We start from the raw sequence: 21404 nt of genomic DNA, 5'->3' as shown, positions 1-21404 counted from the left end.
TATGATTAACTTAAAAGTACCAATGCATCTTTAAGGATCTTGTCGCCTTTCATCATGCCGTAATCCATCATGTCGATGACTTCTACCTTTTTATTTACTTCATCTGCCAATTTCTGAAGCTCATCTTTCTTGAAGCGGATTTGTGGCCCTAATAAAAATAAATCATATTCAGCTAAATAATCTTGAATGGTCTCAACACCATGAGCTTCGATATGAATCTCCAATCCTTGTTGTGCCGCTGCTTCTCGCATTTTTTTAACAACCATTGATGTAGACATGCCCGCTGCACATAGTAGTAAAATCTTTTTCATAATAACCTCGATAATAATCTAATAAATTTCAATTAAGCTGTTGCTGTCGTTGTTACAGATTCTGTTTCTGGCGCTGTTGATTTAGCTTCTTCTTGCGCCGTTAATTTGTCTAGATACTTAAAGAATGGGAAATACACACATAACGTCATACAGAAGACTGCGACTTGTAATACAGCGGCACTCCACCCCCCAACAATAAATCCACTCAATACTATTGGCGTTGTCCATGGCACTTGAACGGCCGTGAATGGTCCAACAAACCCCATGTTAATTGAGGTATAAACCATGATTGCTGACAGCACTGGAGCAGTAACAAATGGAATAAACATAATTGGGTTAAAGATGATTGGTGTTGCAAAAATTACAGGCTCATTGATATTAAAGATACCAGGAATAAAAGAGAGACGACCTAGCTGCTTAAACTGAACAGAGCGGGCAAATAGCACCATACAACACACCAAGCCAAACGTTAGACCTGAGCCACCAACAGTAATGAATTGGTCAACAAATTGGTTGGTCACTATTTTTCCATTCTCACCAGCAATAAGAGCTTCGCCTGCATTCACTATAGATTGATTATGAAGTGCATTGGCTGTAACGATAGGTCCCATGATACCCATAACAATGACTGGCCCATGAACACCACACCACCAAAGTAAAGAGATAAGTAAAGCAATACCTACTGCACCAAAAAATGAATCAGACATGCTCTGTAACGGTGTTTGAATAATATGGTAAATGGTTTCAATAAAGGTTCTTTCAAACACCACTTCAAAGAATATGTACGTTAAGAAAGCAAGAGTGATAATAATAAAGCCAGGAATCAATGATTTAAAGGCATTAGATACACCTTCAGGCACGCTATCTGGCAGTTTAATCACCCAATTACGGTTAAAGGCCATTGAGTAAATCATGCCAACAACTAAACCAATAACAATAGCTGCAATCATGCCTTTACCACCTAGGAAGGCTTTTGGTATCACACCACCTATATGCGTCACACCATCTGGCGCCACAACAAAAGCGTTCATCACAATAAGAAGAGACACAATGGCTAATACCCCCGCATTTACGCCATTGTGCCCTTCATATTTAACGTAAGTGTAAGCGATACCAAAAGCTCCAATCAGTGCCAAAATATCAAAAGTAGCGCCAACAACTTGAAACAATGGTGTTGACCATTCAGCACCAAAAATTCCCGCCATAAATTGGTCATAGCCATCAATAGGAACAAAGGCCAATAACAAGAATACCGAGCCAATGATTGTCAATGGCATGGTTAACATGAAGCCTTCTTTAATGGCTACAATTGGTTTTGAATTCACTACCTTTAAAAGCTTAGGAAGGATTTTATTTACCTTCTCCATTATTGTGCTTTGCATAGTTGCCGCTTGCGTACTCATTTTTCACCCCTGAATTGAATTTTAAACATGCGAATTAATTTAACCTGAAATCAATGTAACCGGTTTCAGTAACCGGTTACATATCATAATTGAGCAAGTTTGATTCAACTCACGCTTATTAATTAAACGAATAATAAAAATGTGATCTATGTAATTTATTACTGAAGTTATGAGGGGAATGATCTTTTAAAGCAGATAAAAAAGAAAAACCCCACTAAGCTTTCGCCTAATGGGGTCATAACTCTACTCGCAGCAGTCCGGCTACTAATGGGGCTCCGTGCATCAATTCCTTGATAGTATGCTGAAATCCGTCAGCGTATCCTTTCATCGCTATCCTAGCGGTGTCCATGATCTAATCCTGATCCGTTAACAGTCCATCGCTAACTTTCTTCACTTATCCTTAAACGGTGTCCCTTACATCATCCTGATGCTTTATCCTTCCTCTATCCTAGAGGGGTCCACTGTCTTTCCTTAGTAGTAACCATCCTAGTTACTATTGAATCCATTCAATGTCCAAATTTGCTTTCCATGCCGATTACTCATCCTAAGTAACCGAGTGCTTCATCCTAAAGCGTACCAAATCCTTGGTCGTTCCTATTCCGTGTCAGTATCCTTCTGACACCAATAAGATTACGCTTTTTACTTTTTTGAACAATCCCTTGCATACAAACTTTTAAAGAAATAGAGGGTGAGATATAAGATTAAAAATAAATAGCAATAAAAAACAATAAGATAAGAAACGACCACAAACTAAAGCCGATAAAACAAACGACATATCTCAATCATCTTGTAAGAGATCTCTTACACGTTGCTTCTACTATGTCTTTACTCCCTCTTTAAATGTTCTATATACCTAGCGAATTACTTCTGTGGTGAATTAGATCAGTATTCGATATCATGGCGAAAGATGAAGCATAGGAAGTCATAATGAAAAATGTAACGGATGAACTGCAAACAATAATGCAGGATTTAATGAATGAAGGTAAAAAACCAACCACCGCTCTCGTTAAATCTCGCTTAAGTACTCAAGTTCCGATCCCTGCAATTATTACAGCGATTAAATCATTTAAATCCAGTGCTCAAGTTCCAAAAATTGAAGTCCGTGAAACGTCATTGACTGCAGATGAGCGTATTGCTCAGCTTGAACAACAAATAAAAGAATTAACCCAGCGTTTAAACGCTTTGGAGAATAAATAATGCAAATTTGGGTAGATGCTGACGCGTGTCCAAAAGTAGTGAAAGAAGTTCTTTGTCGCGCCGCTACACGTACAGGGCTTCAAATTACTTTTGTTGCTAACCACTACGTACCGGTTCCGACAGCGCCAAATATTAAATCTATACAAGTTGAATCAGGCTTTGATGTTGCAGATGATGAAATAGTAAGACGCTCTGAAGCGGGTGACTTAGTTATTAGTGGGGATATTCCACTGGCCGCTGAACTTATCGAAAATAAAGTTCAAGTATTGAATCCTCGCGGCGAACTCTATACTGAAGCGACGATTAAAGCGCGACTGAATATCCGTGACTTTATGGATACAATGCGAGCAAGTGGTATTCAAACTGGAGGTCCTGCGGCATTATCGCAGACAGAACGACGTGAATTTGCCAACCAATTGGATCGTATTTTAGCGAAAGTGAAAAAACCAATTTAATCGATCTTCGTTGGTATAAATAAAGATCCCGCATTCATCGCGGGATCCTATTCAGCTCTATCTACTCTTTAAAGTCCCAAGATAAATTACTGACTAATCGGCATTCATCGCACTTAAAATCAAACACGTCATGGATTGGCTCTTCTAACGCCCAATCTCCATCGCATACTGGGCATTTACGTGCTAATTCTTTTTCTTTGCTTTCACCACCCACGCGATAAATGTACAGATACGTTGAAATACCACTCAGTACTTCCATACGACGACACAAATCCCAACCGCGCTTAAACAAACGACTCTCACTTGAGCTCACTTCATGCAATGCTGGATGCTCAACCACTGACCCATTCATTTGCAATTGATCACACGCACTCCAATCTTCTTGCCATTTTATGAATTGTTTTTGATCGCCATTGGCAACCGCCGGTAAGCGATAAAGAGGAATAGGTTGAAATGTCTCACCGTGACGAATTGGCGAGCAAGTATGTAAATGAGTAGTGTACAGAATTTGCCAGCTCACCTTTTCACTCTCATCACTTGGATCCGAGTTCATGTCTTGGCCAACCACTCTTATTTTTGGTTGCAACAATCCGAAATCACTTAGTTGCTTAAGCGCTAGATTCACTTGCGGACTGTGATTATCAGGATGAAGAGAGTCTTCTTCTGGACAAATAACACGAGCAACAAAGTTAGTGCCCTTCATTAAGACTGGTAGTTCACGTCCAATCACTTGTCCGTTATAACGCAGACAATCTAAACAGTAATTTATCGCTTTCTCTACCGCTGCCATTGAGGTATCGCAGTACACTTCAAAATCTAACTCAGTTACAAACATTAACGCGTCTTTCCTACTACAACTTTAAAAATAAAAATTCCGATACATACACCTTATCGGAATCCATTTAACTCTGCTCGTTACCTGACACAATAATTTTTATTTACGCGACAACAGGTTCAAGCTTTTCTAAAAACTCAGCCATACTTTCTGCTAATACTTTTCGCTTTTTCGTTCCTACGGTATCTAGAATCACTTCCCCAGATTGATTACAAATAGAAATCACTTCCATCTCATCATCCGTCACCGCAATAAACAACGTAGGGACTAATTTTAATCGACGCTGCATAACAAGGTGCCCTAGCATGTTCCCTTGTAAATTCTCAAGATCTTCATCACTCCAAATTTGAAGTAATTCAACATTCATATCTTCAAATTTAGCCGTCATATCAGCACTAAATTGAGCACCATAAAACGCATGAAAATCATCATGCAGATCGAGTTCAATGCCATTCTCGATATTAACCAATCGAATACTTTCATCGCGAGCGACGGGTTGCCATGAAACCTCTAAATCGCGCGTTTCATCAATACAAGGAGAAGCTAATCCCACTAATTCTTCATTTATCGGAAGGCTATCATGTTTTTCTTTCCATGCTTCGACATAACGTTGACTAAAGTTAGCAAGCGCTTGCTCTACCGAAAGTGGCATTCGATTCTCCTAATAAGACAAAAATTCAAGTAAACTAGCGTCAATTGCATCAAATAACGCTAATTTACTAAGCGACCTTTATTCTAATCTACTTTTGGCATTTTCAATATGACTAAATACACGAACGCTGATGAGCTAAAATCACTGACTCTTGGCCAGAAAACTGAATATAAACACAGCTATGAGCCAGAGTTGCTGCAAGCAGTTCCTCGCAGTTTAAATCGCGATGATCTAGCTCTTGGCGATGAATTACCTTTTGTTGGTTGTGACGTATGGACACTCTATGAACTGTCTTGGTTGAACCAAAATGGTTTACCTCAAGTTGCCATTGGGGACGTTGTATTACCTGCAACAAGCCCTAATTTAGTTGAATCGAAGTCCTTTAAATTGTATTTAAACAGCTTTAACCAAACTAAATTTTCATCATGGGAAGACGTAACCAGTACGCTAATTAAAGATTTAAGCGTATGTGCAGGTGAAGATGTTATGGTTAACATCCACCCTGTTCAAGCTTATTCACAACAACCTATTGTCGATATGCAAGGTGAATGTATTGATAACCAAGACATTGTTATTAATAGCTATGAGTTTGATGCTAATTATTTAGAATCAAGTACATCAGAAAAAATGGTGAATGAAGTTCTGCATAGCCATCTACTAAAATCAAATTGTCTGATCACCAATCAACCAGACTGGGGCAGTGTTGAAATTAATTACGAAGGCAATAAAATTGATCGTGAAAAATTGCTTCGCTACTTAATTTCGTTCCGTCAACATAATGAGTTTCATGAGCAATGTGTTGAACGTATTTATACGGACATTATGAAATTCTGCTCACCAAAATCATTAACGGTATTTGCTCGTTACACTCGTCGTGGCGGATTAGATATTAACCCATTCCGCAGTTCTCATTTAGTTAAGCCTGAACATAATCGACGTTTGGCTCGCCAATAAGAAATAACACGAAAAGCACATATTTATCGTCTAATTTGTCTACTTTGAACCGTTTTCTTAGTAGACAAATTTCATGACAACGATAGTATGTAATAGTTGTTTTTTAGTGGATGATTTACATGCCTTTGCGTCAATGCTTTCTTGTTATTTTGATTTTATTCCCGCTTTCTGCTTGGGCTAAATTTTTCTCTGCGCCAATTCTAAATGATGCTTATCAATTATTAGAAACAAACCCAGAGCAATCCCTCTCTATTGCTAATCAATATCTAGAACAACGCCAGATATCACCAAGCCAAGATCCTAATCGAATTCAAATCAACAATGATTCTGAGCGTACTATTCGTACGCCAATCAGTACTGTTGAGGCATTTCAAATAAAAGCACTCGCCAATAAACGATTAAGTCGAAATCGTGAATCCATAGAATCAATTAAACAAGCAATCTCTTTGGCTGATGATTTCAGTTTAAAATCAAGCTACCTTGAATCAAAACTAATTTATGCCAGTTTATGGTGGGATTTAACGAAAGACGTTGATGAAACGAATACTATTTTAGACGACATCCAACAAAATTTATCTCAATTAAATACCAAGACAGATATCCATCAAAAAATATATTTTGGATTAGCATTAATTCATGCTCAAGTCGAGTCAGGGCAAGGAAACAACAATAAAGCCCAACGCTACTTTAGCGAAGCCATGAGCTACGGTAATTCACTGAACGATCCAAGTAGCATGATTTATTATCATATCTCTTACGGTCGACATTTCTTAAAGAACAAGCAATTTGACCAAGCCTTAACGGAACTATTAAGTGCTTATTGGCAATCTATTGAGGCTGATAATAGTGGCCAATTAGCAAGTACTAATTATTTATTAGGTCAGCTTTTCTTCCAACGAAAAGTACTTGATAAAGCCCTTGAGCATGCTTCTCAATCTGCCGAGTTTTATGGTCGCTATAATAAAAGCGAACAGCTTTCTAATGTGCTTGTGTTAATCGCGAAGATCCACCTTGAACAAGGCCGATTCAACTTAGCGCTTGTTCAATATTTTAATGCCCTCGATCAAGAGAAAGAAAAGAATAACGTAAATAAACTGATTTCACTTCGTTTAGACATCGCGAATACGTATTTCTTACTTTATAACTACGCCCTTAGTGAGCATTACTTAAAACAAGCAAACAACCTAAACGAATACGTTGATTTACCAAAAGAGCAAGCCGTCGCCAACTTACTTCAGGCAAAACTAAACCTAGTGCACAACAAACCGAAACTGGCTGTTAGCGACATTCAAAAAGCAATTAAATACAGTAATCAAGATAATAATATTTCATTAAAATTACAGTCTCAGAAACTTCTTTCTGAGACCTATGAAAAAATGGGATTATTTAAAAAAGCACTGGTTGCACAACGTGAATACGAAACATTAAATTCATCGCTTCAAGCTGCTCAAAACCAGATCAATGAAGAAGTTTTCCGCCAACAAAAAAGTATTATTGAACAATCTTTACATTACCAAGGTTTAGAAGAGCAATTAAAAGAAAACCATGTTCAAACGCTTAAAATACAAAAGATTGCCGGTTTCTTAGTCGTATTACTGACTGTGTTGGCTATTTATTCTTTTAGAAAACAACAGGTAAACCGATTCTTAAAAAAACGCTTACATTTATTACTCAATAAATACTATACCCATCCAAGAAGTGGATTACGTAACTTACGATTGCTAACAGAGCGTTTACCTTCGTCTTTACAACAAAGTAGTTCCAACTTAGAACAATGGCATTTAGGTGAGCTAATCAATGAACCATTAAGTGACCGCTTACGCTTTACCCTTTTTAATGTACCTATGCTACAAGATTTATATATGACCCAAGGGTATCAAGAAGGGTTAGCAATAGAGAAAGAATTTGGCGATCATTTATCGGCTGTAGTGAGATCCCCTAGCCGTATTTATCATTTTTCAGATGCGAGTTTTCTTTACATAGAGCATAAATCAGACACAACAAGTTGCGCACAAGAAATGGCAGAAACCGTTCAACAATGGATAAACGACTTCACATCCGATGTTATGACAGATAAAACCGTTAATATAGGAATGGTTGAATACCCATTTTTACCCCGAGCATATACTGCGATTAATGATCGGGAGCTGATTGATATTTTATTGATGGCAACGAACACGGCAAGAGATATTCACGCCCAAGAATCAGGCAGTCAATGGGTGCATTATCGAGCAATAGATAACGCACCAGCGGCAAGTTTTGCCACGAATAATATACGTTCAGCGTGTGAACAAGCCATCAATCAAGGCTTAATCAAAGTGTACTCGTCAAGAAATACATAATCATTTTAAAAAACAACTCACAAATTTAATAAAATTTCGCTACAAATGATTATCAACTATACAAACACCGTTATTTTTTTTAGTCTGTTAATTATAAATTTGTTATTATGAAGAGTATTGAATTTCTCAATATATACACTGCCACTTATTCTAATATGAGTTTTATGTAAGTTATTATGATTGAAGTATCCATTGTTGCCTCAGAGTTAAGCCAATTAAAGCAACAATTAGATCAAACGCGCTTATCACACCGTGACACCTCGTTGAAATCACGCCGTGAAATATTGTTGCTTAAACGCATTATTTTGCGATTTTGTGCTGCGTGTAAACATCATGATAGCGATCTAGATAAAGAAATTATTGAGCTTGCTCATGATATTGAACATATCGAAAACACCTCAGATTTAACCGTCCGTATTGCGACTTTTGAACGCTTAATTAACCGCTATCAATTAAATGTCCAAAAAGAACATTCAGTAATGGAAGAACATATTTCTTATTGTGGCGAGACATTACAGCGTGTTGTTGGATTGCCGACAGGTTTAAAAAGAGACTTACGTAATCTACTTAGGCACCCATCTCAAGATGGAACTAAACATATCCAACGTATTGTTCGCCTTATTGAGCTGTACGAAAGAGCAATTAAGTTTATTTCAGCGGGTAGCGTATCTTCCGAAATCAATGCCAATGAAATCATTGATGTTGATACTCAAGAGCAATTAAGTAATGAATTGCAACACCTGATCTCAGAGCTTGATTTCAATAACACCTCCGGTGAAGACCTCCTTGATATCAGAAATAAACTGCTCACTGGCGTTGATGCTGTATCCCTAATTGATTTAGCCCTGCAAACGTTACAACTCGTTCTTCAAGGCACAAATAAAGAACGAAAAGCATCCCAAGTCTTTGTTGGTGAGATGAACACTCAAGTGGCTCAAATCATAAAAACGAGTGAGCAAAACCAAGAACAAGGCCAATCTTATTTAGATCAACGTTCATTACTAAATGAAGAATATGGCCTTTTAATCAAACAAGCCGAAAACATTCTAGAAAGTAAAATAAGCGCACAAGAACACAAAACAAAAATGTCGTTACTGCTCAATGAAATGAGCGATCTTGCAGAGCGAAATAAAGCCATGCAGGAGCGAGAAGCCGCACTAATAGAACGTCATGAATACACAACAAAAAAATTAAATAGCGTCTATCAAGAAACTCTAGAATATCGTCGTCAATTAAACGATCAACAACAAAGAGTGTTTAAAGATCCATTAACCAATGTTTATAATCGCGCTGCTATGCATGAACGTTTAGATTTAGAATATAAACGCTGGGTCCGTCATCAACACTCTCTAGTATTAAGCATGATAGACATTGATCAGTTTAAACGTATCAATGAGCAATTTGGACACCTCGCTGGTGATAAAGCACTTAAAATCATCGCAAAAACCATAGAAAAACAAGTCTCGAATACTGATTTTGTCGCTCGATTCAGTGGTGAGGAGTTTTTAATCCTCTTTACAGAAACCACGAAAGAAGAACGAGAAACGGTGCTTAAAGCGATCCAAGCTGCCATCGCAAAATTACCCTTCAAATTTAAAGGCAATCACGTTCAAGTCACGGTTTCTATTTGCAGTTCTGAATTTACCAACAGTGATATTCCTGAAAAAGTCATCGAACGATCAGTTCAAGCGCTATACAAACAAAAAACCAAAGGCACTCAACAACGCATTTGTGCATAGTTACCTTTTATATTGCCTACGATAAATCCATAACCCTCTCACTTTTTTACTCTTTTTCTAGCTAAAGTCCCCATTGCTGTGTAAGTTTACTATTCGAACAATAATAAAAATAAGCTAGGGAGGCGCATATGATCACTCATATAAGCCCAGCAGGTAGCATGGATTTGCTATCGCAATTAGAAGTCGACCAACTAAAAAAAACCGCATCGAGTGATGTCTATAGAATGTATCGCAATTGCACTTTAGCGGTTCTAAACTCAGGCAGCCACACTGACAGCTCAAAAGAACTCCTCGATAAATATAAGTCATTTGATGTTTCAGTAACACGACGTGATCGTGGTATTAAGCTTGAGTTAAGTAACCCACCAGAACATGCGTTTGTTGATGGCAACATCATTAAAGGGATCCAAGAGCACCTTTTCTCTGTGTTACGCGATATGGTATATGTGAATATGCAAATAGCGGATCACAATCGATTGAATTTAACCAAAGCCACTCATTTAACTAATCTCGTTTTTAGTATATTACGTAACGCAAAAGCGCTTCATACGGGAATTGAACCTAACCTTGTCGTGTGTTGGGGGGGGCATTCAATTAACCCAATCGAATATCAGTACACTCGTGAAGTTGGTCATGAACTTGGCTTACGTGAGCTCAATATCTGTACTGGTTGTGGTCCAGGAGCAATGGAAGGTCCAATGAAGGGCGCCGCGATTGGTCACGCTAAACAACGTTATTCTCAAAGTCGTTTTGTTGGATTAACTGAACCCTCAATTATCGCCGCTGAGCCACCAAACCCTATCGTCAATGAACTGATTATCATGCCTGATATTGAGAAACGTTTAGAAGCGTTTGTTCGTATGGCACATGGAATCGTTATTTTTCCTGGTGGCCCAGGGACTGCTGAAGAATTACTGTATATCTTAGGGATCATGATGAACCCTGCTAATCGTCAGCAACCAATGCCTATCGTTCTTACCGGTCCAAAAGAGAGTGAAGCTTACTTCCTTTCAATTGATACCTTTATTCGTGAAACATTAGGGGAAGAGGCGACTCAGTATTACAGTATTGTCGTTGGCGATCCTGAAAAAGCAGCGGTGATCATTAATCACGGGATCAAAAAAGTGAAAGAATATCGTAAAGCAACCGATGATTCTTACAGCTTTAACTGGGCATTAAAAATAGAGCCAGAGTTCCAACTGCCATTCGAACCCAATCATGAAGCGATGGCGTCACTTGATTTGCACCTTAACCAACCAACAGAAAGTCTTGCTGCCAACTTGCGCCAAGCTTTCTCTGGTATTGTGACGGGTAATGTCAAAGCGGAAGGCATTGCCGAGATTGAAAAGCACGGTGTGTTTAAGTTACACGGCGAACCAGAATTGATGGAAAAAATGGATCGTCTACTTCAAGATTTTGTTGAGCAAGGCCGAATGAAGCTTCCGGGCTCTAAATACGTCCCTTGTTATGAAATCGTCGTTGATTAGGGGTAGAATCTCACCTCATCACTAACGTACAATAAGAGGCCTACTAGGTCTCTTTCTTTTTATACATAGGAATGAATACGTTATGGCAATTCATCTGGTTATTATCGATGCTCTCAATCTCATTCGTCGTGTTCATTCAGCACAACCAAACCAAGATGATATCCAAGCAGTAGTGACAACGACAGGCCGTACAATTAATCGTATTTTAAAAGAAACCGAACCAACTCATATCATTGCCGTCTTTGATCACCACCTTCAAGACAGAGGGTGGCGAGCCGAAGTATTGCCTAAATACAAAGAAGACCGAAAACCAATGCCTGAAGCTCTGCAAAAAGGCATGGATACAATTCAAGAATCTTGGTGGAAACTGGGGATTGACTCTCTTTTATCTGATGGAGATGAAGCTGACGATTTAGTCGCAACACTTGCCAATAAAGTAGCCTCTCGCAACGAACAAGTCACAATAGTCTCTACCGATAAGGGCTATTGCCAGTTACTTTCCCCGACGCTACGAATTCGTGATTATTTCCAACATCGTTGGTTAGATGAACCTTTTATTGAAAAAGAGTTTGGACTAAAGCCTGAACAATTGGCCGATTACTGGGGATTAGCTGGAATTAGCTCAAGTAAAATAACGGGGATCCCAGGGATAGGCCCTAAAGCAGCATTAGAAATTTTGACTCAATTTCCAACAATTGAAGCGGCCAATGAATCCGATGAATTACCAAAGAAATACCGTAAGAAATTTGATGAGCATTACAATACCTCGATTCTATGTCGAAAAGTCGCCGGTTTAAGAACCGATATTGAACTTGGATTTAACTTACAAGATATACGATATGAGAAGCCAGAATAGTTGAAATTAAAACAATGAATATAATGTGCTTTTCTACAAAAGAAAGATGGCTGTATTTGATGTGGTTATTACGTCGATGACAAACCGTTTTTTTGCGCCAAAGTACATCATATTTAACACTGTATTTAAATAAAAACGCCCGTAGATCAGACGATCTACGGGCATTTTTATTTATCTTGCAAGAGCGTTTTATCTCATAGCAAAATTAATGTGGAGAGATATTTGTAATCGCTTGAATATGTACCGTAATTTCTTCACGGTCATGATACAAATGCTTCGCTTGAAGTTTGTATTTAAAGCCATTCTTATTTAAAAATTCTTTTAAGTTTTCAATATCTTGAAGAACTTCGTCGTAACGACCTTTCATTGGTAACTTAAGGTTGAATAGTGCTTCTTTAGCCCAACCTTTAATTAGCCATTCACCCATAAGGTGAGCAACTCGTGCAGGCTTTTCAATCATGTCACACACGATCCACGTTACGTTCTTTCTTTGTGGTTCAAATTTAAAACCATCAACCATGTGGTGTTTAACTTGACCTGTATCCATTAAGCTTTGTGCCATCATGCCATTATCAATCGCATGAACAAACATAGAACGCTTAACCAGTTGGTAAGTCCAACCGCCAGGACAGGCACCTAAATCAACAGCCCACATACCAGAAGCCAAACGAGTATCCCACTCATCTCTTGGAATGAATACGTGAAACGCTTCTTCCAATTTCAATGTAGAACGACTTGGTGAATCTGAAGGGAATTTTAAACGAGGAATACCCATAAAGAATTTTGAGTTATTATTCGTATATGAGTAACCAACATAACAGTGGCCAGGTTCAATAAAGCACACGTGCATTACTGGGATTCGATCAGTATCTCTTGCTGTTAGCATTTGCTTGCCGCGTAATGCTTGACGAAGTGGCACAGTAAATTTACGACAGAATTTTAATAGCTCTTTCGCTTCATTCGTATCCGGAGTTTCAATACGAATATCACCACAATGAGGCACGCCTTCAACACTACTTAATGCATCAAGGATCGGAGAAATACGATCTTCTGTTGGTAGGTCACTTAATTCTGTTGCAACAGCAAACATTTGACGAGCAAAAATAAGCTCATTAAATTTAATCTGTTGAATCAGTTTATCTGCATCGCCTTCCTGATAGCATTCAAATAATACATAGCCAGTGTTACTTTTTAGGCGAGGAAAACCAAACACTTCAAGTTGAGTGGCTTTATCTTGGATCTCACCTGCGCACTCTTTTTCAAAACCAGAGCGACAATAGAACATTACTTGTTTCACTTTGAAACCTCAGTCAAACGATAAGTTGAAACAGCCAGCGTCAGCCAACCGCTAATAAAACAGAGTCCACCTAATGGAGTTATTGGCCCAAACCACTTAATTCCTGTGAACACTAATGCATATAAGCTACCACTGAAGAAAATTATGCCAATGGTAAATAGCAAGGCGGCGTATGATACCCCTTTTGACATGGAATTTCTCAACAAAATTCCACAACCAAATAAAGCCAGAGTATGCCACATTTGGTACTGTACCGCAGTCTGATATACATCAAGGAGATACGGTGATAATACGTCTTTTAAACCATGAGCTCCAAAAGCGCCTAAACCCACGGTTAATGCCCCACTTAAGCCTGCAATAAGAAAGCATAGACGACTATTCATCATCCACCACATCTTGCTCACTGCGTGCTTTGCTTAGCACCCACTCTCTAAAGGTGGCAATACGACCCGTATCGGCCTGCTTTTCATTACACACCAGATAAAATGCATTTTTACTAATAAGTAATTCTTCAAATGGAGCAACAAGTCGACCTGCATCTAATTCTGGTTGAGCTAATACATTATTACCTAATGCGATGCCTTGTCCGTGTGCGGCAGCTTGCAATACCATGGTAGAGTGACTAAAAATTGGGCCTTGGTTTACATTCATACCTTGTAATTCAAACTGTTTAACAAACAACTTCCAATCTTTACGTGAGGTATCATGCAATAACGTATGGAATCGAAGATCATCAATCGTCGCTAATGGCTTTTCGTTCAATAACACTTGAGGTGAACACAGCGGTAATAATTGCTCTTGATACAATAGTTCAACTCTTAGCCCCGGCCAATTACCTCGACCATAATAAATAGCAACATCAACATCTTCTGTTAATGAACCTTCATCCATATCAACGGCTTTAATTCGCACATCAATATCTGGTTCTTTCTGATTAAAATCAGACAAACGAGGAACTAACCATTGAATTGCGAAGCTTGGCGGTAAACTAATGGTTAACGCGCCTTTCGCACTTCTTTCCAATACTTTATCTGTTGCTTCAGATAGAGATGAAAAAATCTCTTTGATATCTAAAAAGTAACCTTGCCCTTCCTCTGTTAGAAGTAAAGAACGATTACGACGACGAAAAAGCTTAAGCCCTAGAAATTCTTCTAACGCTTTGATTTGATGGCTAACCGCAGCCTGCGTAACAAATAATTCTTCTGCTGCACGGGTGAAACTTAGGTGTCGAGCTGCCGCTTCAAACACACGCAGAGAATTTAACGGTGGTAATCTTCGAGACATAAGAACTCACATTCTGAATCATTAGTTTTTTTAATGCTAACTATTATAAATTGTCCATTGTCGAACTACCAGATAAAACCTACTATTGCTTTGCAGTTTAGAGGAACGACCTATATTCCTCCCTGAGTATTTTTTCAATCTCTAAGCTGCAATGTTGTGTTTGCATATATTGGCTTGACTCTTCAAGCCCGGAATTACTGTCATTATGATAAGTAATCCATACTTACTGTCTTTTTAGCCTTTGGTTAAAAAAAATTGTTAGCACCGTTTAATACGGTGCTTTTTTTTGTCTGTAATTTTGACTTACGGCCAAGAAATCCGCATCATTCCCCCAGTTTGCTAACCACTAAAGAAAATCACTATGACCGCATTTACTGTTGACGCTGTTCGTTCTCAATTTCCCGCTCTATCACAAGAAATTAACGGGCAACCTATCGCTTATTTTGACAGCGCTGCCACCACTCAAAAACCACAAGTGGTATTAAATGCGATTCAAGATTATTACCAAAATGATAATGCTAACGTGCATCGTGGTAGCCACAGCCTAACCGCCTCCGCAACCTTAAAATTTGAACAAGCAAGAGCAACCGTTCAACAGTTTATTAATGCGAAAAACGCTAAAGAAATAATTTGGACTCGCGGGGCAACAGAGGCCATCAATCTAATCGCGCAAACTTACGCTCGTAGCACATTACAACCAGGTAATGAGATCCTAATTAGTGAATTGGAACATCATGCTAATATTGTGCCTTGGCAAATTGTGGCAGAGCAAACTGGCGCAAAAATTATAAAAATACCAATGAAACAAGATTGCACATTAGATATGTTCGCTTTTGAGTCATTGGTAACCCAGAACACAAAAATCGTCGCTATCGCTCAAGTAACCAATGTAACAGGCACATTAAACCCGATTGATACCATCATAAAAGCAGCGCATAACGTGGGAGCTATTGTCGTTATTGACGGCGCTCAAGGTATTGTTCATCACGATATTGATGTTCAAGCAATGGATGCGGATTTTTACGTTTTCTCTGGGCATAAACTGTTTGCGCCAGCAGGCATTGGTGCTCTCTATGGTAAACAGCATCTATTGGAGTCCATGCCAGTTTGGCATGGTGGCGGTAAAATGGTTGAAAAGGTTTCATTTGAAAAAACCACGTTTGCAGAACTTCCCGGGAAATTTGAAGCGGGTACACCAAACGTTGCTGGTGCGATTGCCTTTGCTACTGCAATCAAGTGGATTAAACAATTCGCCCACGATGATCTAAATACTCATATTAACGAACTTCGTCATATGGCAATTGATGGAATTAAAGACATTGAAGACTTACGTTTTATAGGGCTACAAGATAATACGAGTTTATTTTCTTTTGTGATTGATGGTGTTCACCACCAAGATATTGCGACTTTATTAGATCAACAAGGCATTGCTGTACGCTCTGGTAACCATTGTGCGCACCCAATGTTAGACGCATTAGGATTAACGGGAACTGTACGCGTTTCATTTGCCTTGTATAATACTAAGCAAGATGTTCAACGTTTTATCGACGCGCTAAATAAAGCCGCTGATATGCTATAAGCCCAAGTTTAAGGTATTTTATTTATGTCTACATTCCCTTCATCACCTTTTGGTTTTGACGTCACTCACACCACGGTATTGGATTTAATGAGTGAAGCGAAAGGCTGGGAAGATCGTTATCGTAACGTGATTCAATTAGGTAAAAAACTGCCTAAAATGCCAGAAGAACGTCAACAAGAGACCGTGACTATTTCTGGCTGTGAAAGCAAAGTGTGGTTACAACATGAAGTGGTCGATGGGGTTTATTTTTTCTGTGCTGATTCTGATGCGCGTATTGTTCGAGGACTTATCGCATTAGTAATGGCTGCGGTTAATAATAAAACCGCAGAAGAGATTAGCGCATTTGATATGGATGGATACTTTGCTCAATTAGGGTTAATAGAGCATTTAAGCCCATCACGCGGTAATGGGCTTAAAGCGATCATTGAAACGATTAATCGCTTAATTTAAAGCAGGAACGAGAACGCTTCGCTTCAAGGGGCTAGATACGAGAAAGAGCCAATAAAGCTCTTACTCGTCCCTTAACTCTAATCTCTATTTACTATGTTTCTCTATCAACTTCTCTACAATTCTCGACACCGCAACAAATCCAAAGGTCGCTGTAACTACCGTAGCGGCACCAAACCCTGTTGCACAATCCATACGTTTAGGCCCTTCCGCTGTTGCTTTAGTTGCACACACAGAACCATCCGCTTGTGGGTACTTCAAATGCTCAGTCGAGTACACACAATCAATACCAAATTTACGTTTTGTATTCTTAGTAAAATTATGATGATGACGTAACGTATCACGCAATTTCTTTGCTAAAGGATCTTGAATTGTTTTGGATAAATCCGTAATCGCAATTTGAGTAGGGTCAGTTTGGCCACCAGCACCACCGGTTGTAATTACTTTAATCTTGTTGCTCTTACAATAAGCTAATAACGCCGCTTTAGGTTTCATGCTATCAATGGCATCAAGTACGTAATCAAATTCTTTAGAAATATATTCTGCTTGGTTTTCAGGGGTAATGAAGTCATCAATCAAATTAATCTTACATTCAGGATTAATTAATTTAATGCGTTCAGCCATTACTTCAATTTTACTTTGGCCGATTGTTCCCGTCATAGCATGGATCTGACGGTTAATATTCGTCACACACACATCATCCATATCAATCAAGGTAATCTCACCAAGACCAGTACGAACTAATGCCTCTACAGCCCACGATCCGACACCACCTATACCTACCACACAGACATGTGCAGCACGCATTATTTCTACTTCACTATTACCATACAAACGGCGAGTGCCACCAAAGCGTTGGTCATAACTTTCAGAAGCAGGCGTGGTTAATTCGCGCATGGGTTTCCCTTACTCAAAAACAAAAAAAGAGCACGATTTATACGCACTCTTTTTTAGAAGATCAAGCTTTAAGAAATCCAGCTCTATTTCAGCCCTATTTCTTTTTTTGCATTTCCCATGGATTTTCAGTTTCAGAATCTTTTAAACCTAATTTCCATACTCGACCAAAATGTTTAAAGTGCCCTGCAGCAATACCCGCTTCAGGCCCCATTCCATAATATTGGTCTAAATGATTTTCTTTTACTGCGCCACCAGTATCTAATGCAAGTAGAACTTTAAGTACATGCTTACCAGTCCATTTACCGTCTTTATCCAATTGTGGAACTTCCGCAAGTATAGGGGTTCCCATAGGCAATAAAGTACGATCTGCTGCAACAGCTGCCCCTGCAATTAAAGGGATACCCGCCGTACCTAATACATGATTGGCGTCCCTTGGTGAAAAGAAAACATACGATGGGTTAGTTTCTAACAATTCACGAACGGTCGCATCATCGTTTCTTTCAACCCATTCTTTAATCGCTTTTAACGACATGTCTTTGCGTTCAACTTCACCGCGTTCAATGAGTACTTTACCAATACTCACATAAGGATGGTTATTCTTCCCACCGTAGGCAAAATACTCTAGCTTGTCATCGTCACCAAAATGAATAAAACCACTGCCTTGCACTTCCATAATAAATGGGTCAATCATATTATCTGAGTAACCAAGCTCTAAACCTAACCCAGATAAAGCGCCTGCATTTATTTCAGCACGTGTTGGACAATTAGAACCACATGCTGGTTTATCATAAACAGGGTATTTAAATTTATCCGTTGGCTTATGACGCATTTCAATCACTGGTGAAAAATAACCAGTAAACATCACATTCCCTTGTTTATCCCCCCCCCCCATTTGAGAAAATTGAATTCCGTAATTTGATAATTCAGCTGGATTTGAACTTTCATCAATCCACTGTTGAAGTTTCGTATAAAGCTCTTCATAACGTAAAGACATGGATTCAGAACGCTCTACCACTTCTTTGCTTTGATTTTTAAATGCACTAAAATCAGAGGGTTTATCTGAATTAATATCACTGACTTCATTTAAGTTACTGCTAAAACTGCCATCCAAATACTGCTGAGCACGATCAGTCGGTTGATCAGCACAACCGGCTAAAGCAAGAAGAATACAAACAAAAGGAAGTTTACGAAGCACAATAAGACCTTACTTATTAAATAGTGCGGCAAGAATGACAAACAAATAGAAAGAGAGCAATTACCTAGAATGGAATAAATGTAAGAAAAGGAGAATTTTGACAAAAATTGACACAAAATCAGAGGTTAAATTCTAAGTAAGCTCAGGTAGTGACACTTACTTAGAAAGAAAATTATTATTATTGTTTACGAAAACTCGACTTGTAATGCGTTGGTTTCATTCGCAGTAATTCAGCACCATCATTGTCTTCTACAAGGTAAACATACTCTGTTTCACCGTGCATATAAGTTAATGTCTTCCCATCGAAATCAAACTTTGTATTAATTAAACGGCCGTGAGTATAAACACCACTCGAATTCACCGTAAAACTGTCCTGAACATAAGTAGGAACCCCTAACTCAACCCAATTACCGTACAATTGAGAAACGGGCATTTGAGCAAAAAATCCAACACGAAACATCGCAGCGATCACAGCAGATACTAAACCAACGGCAAAAAAACTCATTAATACTAATAAACGAATTTTTCTCTTCTTTAACTCTTTTTGTTGAGTCTGACTCATCATGGCGCCTACTAAAAACTATTATGTTATTAATCTTATCGGCAATCTGTAGAAATATTAAGAAAAACTTATGTGACCTTGCACTAAACACTTGTATATAGTTAAATACTTAGTCAATATAAATGCATAACTAATTACTCATGGATGAATAGTGTGAAGTTTCGTAGTACTGCTTTAGTTAAAGGCTTTCGCCAATCGGCACCTTATGTGAATGCTCACCGTGATAAAACCGTGGTGATTATGCTTGGAGGTGAAGCCATTGCTGACCAAAACTTTGCAAATATCGTTAATGATATTGCTCTCCTAAACTCTCTTGGGTTACGGATTGTTATTGTTTACGGCACTCGACCTCAAATGCGATCCCAACTCAAAACAAATGGTCATCATGCGCCTTTTCACAAAGGGATCCGAGTCACCGATGAGCAAACTCTTGAATTAGTTAAACAAATTGCAGGCCAACTACAACTCGATATTACCGCCCGCCTCTCTATGAGTTTAAACAACACCCCAATGGCTGGCGCACAAATTAATGTCATCAGTGGTAACTTTATTATTGCTCAACCTCTTGGCGTTGATGATGGCATTGATTATTGCCATAGCGGACGAGTTCGTCGTATTGATACTAATGGTATTAATCGTATGCTCGATCAGCAATCAATTGTTCTGCTTGGCCCTGTTGCAAGCTCAGTCACTGGTGAGTGTTTTAATTTACTTTCCGAAGACGTTGCTACTCAATTAGCGATTCGATTAAATGCAGATAAATTAATTGGCTTTTGTTCAGAGCAAGGGGTTCTAAATGAAAATGGACAAATTTTAGCCGAGCTATTTCCTAGTGAAGCAGAGGCCATTCTTAAGCGATTAGAAGAAACCGTTTCTCCCGATGATGGCAATTCAACAGGGACAACTCGATTCTTAAAAGGCTCAATCACTGCATGTAAGGCCGGCGTTCCTCGTAGCCATTTAATTAGTTACAAAGAAGATGGGGCATTAATTCAAGAATTATTTTCTTTTGATGGTATTGGTACTCAAGTTGTAATGGCCAGTTCTGAACAAATTCGTGATGCTGAAATTGATGACATTGGCGGTATTATGGATTTAATTCATCCATTAGAAGAAGAAGGTATTTTAGTACGTCGATCTCGAGAACAACTAGAACAAGAAGTCGCTCAATTTACCATCATTGAAAAAGACGGATTAGTGATTGCTTGCGCCGCTCTTTATCCTTTTCCTGAAGATGGCATGGCTGAAATGGGCTGCGTTGCGGTTCACCCTGATTATCGAGACGGAGATCGCGGAGTCACATTACTCAATAGCTTACGCTTTAAAGCCAAGCAATTTAAATTATCACAACTGTTTGTTCTTACCACTCGCAGCCTGCATTGGTTTAGAGAGCAAGGGTTTGTTGAAGTTGATGTCTCGCAATTACCGATGACAAAACAAAAATTGTATAACTACCAACGTAAATCAAAGATCTTAGTGTTAAAAGAACTGTAAACGAAAAAAGCCGCAACGGAATTATCCCTTTGCGGCTTTTTAATAATCGTCTTTGTTCTCTTTAGTGACTAGCAGTATTAGAAAACAAATTAACAACCAGTACACCAGATAAAATCAGAGCGATTCCGGCTAATGCTGGTAAATCCAGTTTTTGCCCATAAGCAAAATATCCAATACCTGCTACTAAAACAATCCCAGCCCCACTCCATATCGCATAAACAATACCTACAGGCATGCTTTTTACGGTTATTGAAAGTAAAAAGAAGGCGATAGCATAACCCACAGCAACAATAATACTCGGGGTTAGCTTAGTGAATTGCTCTGTTTTAGGAATAAAAGAGGTCGCTATCACTTCGGAAATAATAGCAATAATAAGCGCCATTGCTGGTGGCATTGAAACAAGTAATTTAAACATATA

Annotated in this window: 21 protein-coding genes; 10 read left to right on the top strand and 11 right to left on the bottom strand. The window is 38.7% G+C overall.

Features of this window, described 5'->3' with window-relative positions; genetic code table 11:
• Positions 1–5: 5 nt before the first annotated feature.
• The gene (locus tag AACV33_RS15280; RefSeq protein WP_017023002.1) at positions 6–311 is read right to left on the bottom strand and encodes a PTS sugar transporter subunit IIB; all 306 of its coding nucleotides are present in this window, start codon (positions 309–311) and stop codon (positions 6–8) included.
• A gap of 32 nt (positions 312–343) precedes the next feature.
• A complete protein-coding gene (locus tag AACV33_RS15275; RefSeq protein WP_065611477.1) occupies positions 344–1714 on the bottom strand; it encodes a PTS sugar transporter subunit IIC in 1371 nt (456 codons plus the stop codon).
• 927 nt (positions 1715–2641) lie between these two features.
• On the opposite strand from AACV33_RS15275, the gene AACV33_RS15270 reads away from it, so the two are divergent.
• Both AACV33_RS15270 and AACV33_RS15265 read left to right on the top strand, forming a co-directional pair.
• Positions 2642–2911 carry a hypothetical protein gene (locus AACV33_RS15270; RefSeq protein ID WP_017023000.1) on the top strand — a complete coding sequence of 90 codons (270 nt, stop codon included), beginning with the start codon at positions 2642–2644 and terminating at the stop codon, positions 2909–2911.
• A complete protein-coding gene (locus tag AACV33_RS15265) occupies positions 2911–3366 on the top strand; it encodes a YaiI/YqxD family protein (RefSeq protein ID WP_182699397.1) in 456 nt (151 codons plus the stop codon). Before AACV33_RS15270 ends, AACV33_RS15265 begins: the two co-directional genes overlap by 1 nt.
• A gap of 61 nt (positions 3367–3427) precedes the next feature.
• Here AACV33_RS15265 and AACV33_RS15260 read toward each other — a convergent pair whose 3' ends face one another.
• Both AACV33_RS15260 and syd read right to left on the bottom strand, forming a co-directional pair.
• Entirely contained in the window at positions 3428–4201 is a 774-nt protein-coding gene (locus AACV33_RS15260; RefSeq protein WP_023603724.1) for a Zn-ribbon-containing protein, read from the bottom strand.
• A gap of 103 nt (positions 4202–4304) precedes the next feature.
• Positions 4305–4853, bottom strand: a complete 549-nt coding sequence (gene syd, locus AACV33_RS15255; protein ID WP_017022997.1) for a SecY-interacting protein — start codon at positions 4851–4853, stop codon at positions 4305–4307.
• A 108-nt stretch (positions 4854–4961) separates the two neighbouring features.
• Between syd and queF the strand changes: the two genes are divergently transcribed.
• From queF to xni, 5 genes are all read left to right on the top strand, one after another.
• Positions 4962–5807 (top strand): NADPH-dependent 7-cyano-7-deazaguanine reductase QueF, encoded by an 846-nt coding sequence (gene queF, locus AACV33_RS15250; RefSeq protein ID WP_065611479.1) that lies wholly within the window; start codon positions 4962–4964, stop codon positions 5805–5807.
• Between the two features lie 119 nt (positions 5808–5926).
• On the top strand, positions 5927–8149 hold the full coding sequence (locus AACV33_RS15245; protein ID WP_182699396.1) for a tetratricopeptide repeat protein: 2223 nt from the start codon (positions 5927–5929) through the stop codon (positions 8147–8149).
• 176 nt (positions 8150–8325) lie between these two features.
• A complete protein-coding gene (locus AACV33_RS15240; protein WP_017022994.1) occupies positions 8326–9888 on the top strand; it encodes a GGDEF domain-containing protein in 1563 nt (520 codons plus the stop codon).
• 128 nt (positions 9889–10016) lie between these two features.
• Positions 10017–11375 (top strand): nucleotide 5'-monophosphate nucleosidase PpnN, encoded by a 1359-nt coding sequence (ppnN, locus tag AACV33_RS15235; RefSeq protein ID WP_017022993.1) that lies wholly within the window; start codon positions 10017–10019, stop codon positions 11373–11375.
• An 82-nt stretch (positions 11376–11457) separates the two neighbouring features.
• Complete coding sequence (gene xni, locus AACV33_RS15230; RefSeq protein ID WP_182699395.1) at positions 11458–12231, top strand: flap endonuclease Xni; 774 nt, start codon at positions 11458–11460, stop codon at positions 12229–12231.
• A gap of 205 nt (positions 12232–12436) precedes the next feature.
• On the opposite strand, the gene rlmM is transcribed toward xni, so the two are convergent.
• Genes rlmM through AACV33_RS15215 form a run of 3 tightly spaced genes read right to left on the bottom strand, consistent with a single transcriptional unit; the run spans position 12437 to position 14812 of the window.
• Complete coding sequence (gene rlmM / locus AACV33_RS15225; protein ID WP_017022991.1) at positions 12437–13528, bottom strand: 23S rRNA (cytidine(2498)-2'-O)-methyltransferase RlmM; 1092 nt, start codon at positions 13526–13528, stop codon at positions 12437–12439.
• Positions 13525–13911 carry a DUF423 domain-containing protein gene (locus AACV33_RS15220; RefSeq protein WP_023603728.1) on the bottom strand — a complete coding sequence of 129 codons (387 nt, stop codon included), beginning with the start codon at positions 13909–13911 and terminating at the stop codon, positions 13525–13527. The genes rlmM and AACV33_RS15220 overlap by 4 nt, the downstream gene beginning before the upstream one ends.
• On the bottom strand, positions 13904–14812 hold the full coding sequence (locus AACV33_RS15215; RefSeq protein WP_012549496.1) for a transcriptional regulator GcvA: 909 nt from the start codon (positions 14810–14812) through the stop codon (positions 13904–13906). Before AACV33_RS15215 ends, AACV33_RS15220 begins: the two co-directional genes overlap by 8 nt.
• A 361-nt stretch (positions 14813–15173) precedes the next feature.
• Between AACV33_RS15215 and csdA the strand changes: the two genes are divergently transcribed.
• Positions 15174–16391: a cysteine desulfurase CsdA gene (csdA, locus tag AACV33_RS15210; RefSeq protein WP_182699394.1), complete on the top strand. Its 1218-nt coding sequence runs from the start codon at positions 15174–15176 to the stop codon at positions 16389–16391.
• A gap of 24 nt (positions 16392–16415) precedes the next feature.
• The gene (gene csdE / locus AACV33_RS15205) at positions 16416–16841 is read left to right on the top strand and encodes a cysteine desulfurase sulfur acceptor subunit CsdE (RefSeq protein WP_023603729.1); all 426 of its coding nucleotides are present in this window, start codon (positions 16416–16418) and stop codon (positions 16839–16841) included.
• Between the two features lie 84 nt (positions 16842–16925).
• On the opposite strand, the gene tcdA is transcribed toward csdE, so the two are convergent.
• From tcdA to AACV33_RS15190, 3 genes are all read right to left on the bottom strand, one after another.
• Positions 16926–17735, bottom strand: coding sequence for a tRNA cyclic N6-threonylcarbamoyladenosine(37) synthase TcdA (gene tcdA, locus AACV33_RS15200; RefSeq protein WP_017022987.1), 810 nt, complete (start codon positions 17733–17735; stop codon positions 16926–16928).
• A gap of 94 nt (positions 17736–17829) precedes the next feature.
• Positions 17830–18930, bottom strand: a complete 1101-nt coding sequence (gene mltA / locus AACV33_RS15195) for a murein transglycosylase A (RefSeq protein WP_182699393.1) — start codon at positions 18928–18930, stop codon at positions 17830–17832.
• Between the two features lie 178 nt (positions 18931–19108).
• Positions 19109–19495 carry a DUF2850 domain-containing protein gene (locus AACV33_RS15190; RefSeq protein ID WP_182699392.1) on the bottom strand — a complete coding sequence of 129 codons (387 nt, stop codon included), beginning with the start codon at positions 19493–19495 and terminating at the stop codon, positions 19109–19111.
• Between the two features lie 150 nt (positions 19496–19645).
• Here AACV33_RS15190 and argA point away from each other — a divergent pair, with 150 nt between their 5' ends.
• Positions 19646–20986, top strand: coding sequence for an amino-acid N-acetyltransferase (argA, locus tag AACV33_RS15185; protein ID WP_182699391.1), 1341 nt, complete (start codon positions 19646–19648; stop codon positions 20984–20986).
• A 61-nt stretch (positions 20987–21047) separates the two neighbouring features.
• Here argA and AACV33_RS15180 read toward each other — a convergent pair whose 3' ends face one another.
• A complete protein-coding gene (locus AACV33_RS15180; RefSeq protein WP_069591564.1) occupies positions 21048–21380 on the bottom strand; it encodes a DMT family transporter in 333 nt (110 codons plus the stop codon).
• Positions 21381–21404 lie beyond the last annotated feature (24 nt).

Origin of the sequence: Aliivibrio sp. SR45-2 (genome assembly GCF_963890165.1) — a bacterium.
In the GTDB taxonomy this organism is placed as follows: Bacteria; Pseudomonadota; Gammaproteobacteria; order Enterobacterales; family Vibrionaceae; genus Aliivibrio; species Aliivibrio salmonicida.
This window is presented reverse-complemented; position numbering and strand designations above follow the sequence as displayed.